The organism is Emticicia sp., from assembly GCF_049241225.1.
In the GTDB taxonomy this organism is placed as follows: domain Bacteria; phylum Bacteroidota; class Bacteroidia; order Cytophagales; family Spirosomataceae; genus Emticicia.
Genome location: NZ_JBMLRC010000334.1, coordinates 1 through 1,769 on the forward strand (window position 1 = coordinate 1; position 1,769 = coordinate 1,769).

The window sequence follows — 1,769 nt, forward strand, 5'->3', positions numbered from 1 at the left end:
CCGAAATTAAATTTTACGGCCAATTCTCCCGAAAAATCATTGACCGAAATATTGCCAAAAGAATTAATAATCAACAAATTAGCTTTATTTGGAATCGTAATTTCATAAACTGTATTTACTTGACTACGCAACTTACCTGCCGACTTCGGAATCTCGTAAGAATTTGATAAATCAATCACGCCCGAAGCGTTTTTTAGTTCGTAATTGAGGTACGAAAGCTCTTTTTCGGCAATGCTTCGGTCGGTATGTTTGGCAATTAATTTTACTACGATGCTTATTCGGTCGGTTGATTTTCCTTTAATAATGATGTCGGCTTTTTTTGCGTTTAGATTGATTTTTGAGCCAGCCGAATAGATGATTTCTTTTTGTATGGATTTAGTAACGACTTGAAGCTGCTGGGCATAACCTGCGAATGAAAACAGCAGTAAAAAACTCCAACCTGCCCTCCTCAGCAAGGAGGGCTTTCGGCTTGGTGCTTGTGTAGATTTAGTAGAATGACTTGTCTTTTTCATAATTGTGTGTATTTGAGTGCTAAGGCTAAATTTATAAAATAAAAAATTGGCTGATAATCAAAACTTTACATTCTTAATTCTACATTCTTAATTGTGCTTTAGCACTCAGCTTCTCAAAATATTGATTAACTCTTTCGTAATCTGAGCTTTTTGGTTTTCAATTTTGATTTGGGCTTGCACCAAAGCTGGGTCGTTGCCAAACTGCTTCATTTGCGTTTCCAAATCTCTTTGATTGAGGTTCAATTCGGCCAATTCTGCTCTCAGTTCTTTCACTTCGGGCTTCATACAAACCACCTCAACTTCTTCGCATTGCTGATTGATAAATTCCTCGGCTTCACTTTCGGAAGTGCTAACATTGGCTTGCAAATCTGATTTTATCTCAACTTGTTTTTCAACCGAGTAAGAAATGACACCTTCATCAGATTTTTTATTAAACAACCAAACAAAACCAAGTGCCAACAAAACCGAAGCCGCAAATCCCCAACGAATCAAGCTCGGAAACTTGACTGTTTTTGGCTTTTTCTCCACCGAAATTTCTTCCAAAACCCTGTTCCATTCTATCGATGGCTCAAATTCGGGCAAATCCATTATTTTAGCCTCAAGCAAGTCATCAAAATCGAGCGTTTGCTCAATTTGGGTCCATAGATTGGCTTTTGGCTCAAATTCGGGCAATATTTCGTTCAAATCTTTAGGCATCGCTTAATTTTTTTCTCAATAACTTTTTGGCGTGTGAAAGTTGTGATTTTGAAGTTCCCTCCGAAATATTCAACATTTCGGCAATTTCTTTGTGCATAAATCCCTCTACTTCGGCCAGTAAAAAAACTGCTCTGCAACCTTCGGGTAAAGTTCTGATGGCCTCGTCTAATTCTTGACCTGTGAAGGTATCAGCTACTTCAAAAGCTGTTTCGTGCATTTCAACATCTAAACTTTCAAACTTATCCAAGAATTTTCGACGGCGAATCGCTTGCCGAACCATGATGGTTTTTATCCAAGCTCCAAGCGTTGAATCGGCCTTAAAATCGGCCAAACTCCTAAAAACTTCGATAAATCCTTCTTGCAGGGCATCGTTGGCCTCGTCATAATCGTTTAGCAATCGAAAAACTTTCGTAAACATTGCTTTTTTATATTTTTCAAAAAGCAAATACTGTGCGTTGCGGTCTTTGGCAAGACAGCGGCTCACCAGTTCGTTTTCCGATATGTTGTGCGATAGTGTCAAAGGCTTTGGTTGCGTTTCGATATAAAGGGAGAAAAACTAAG

2 protein-coding genes and 1 pseudogene are annotated in these 1,769 nt (G+C 38.5%); all 3 read right to left on the reverse strand.

What is annotated here, in order from left to right:
• Positions 1–512, reverse strand: a pseudogene (locus ACOVO2_RS17895) (hypothetical protein); the annotation flags it as partial.
• Between the two features lie 105 nt (positions 513–617).
• Positions 618–1,208, reverse strand: coding sequence for a hypothetical protein (locus tag ACOVO2_RS17900; protein ID WP_421771294.1), 591 nt, complete (start codon positions 1,206–1,208; stop codon positions 618–620).
• Complete coding sequence (locus ACOVO2_RS17905; protein ID WP_421771295.1) at positions 1,201–1,692, reverse strand: RNA polymerase sigma factor; 492 nt, start codon at positions 1,690–1,692, stop codon at positions 1,201–1,203. The genes ACOVO2_RS17900 and ACOVO2_RS17905 overlap by 8 nt, the downstream gene beginning before the upstream one ends.
• Positions 1,693–1,769: the final 77 nt, after the last annotated feature.

What these genes read in the sequence shown, in the direction of transcription:
- ACOVO2_RS17900 (WP_421771294.1), bottom strand. Translation starts at nt 1,208, where the DNA reads ATGCCTAAAGATTTGAACGAAATATTGCCCGAATTTGAGCCAAAAGCC.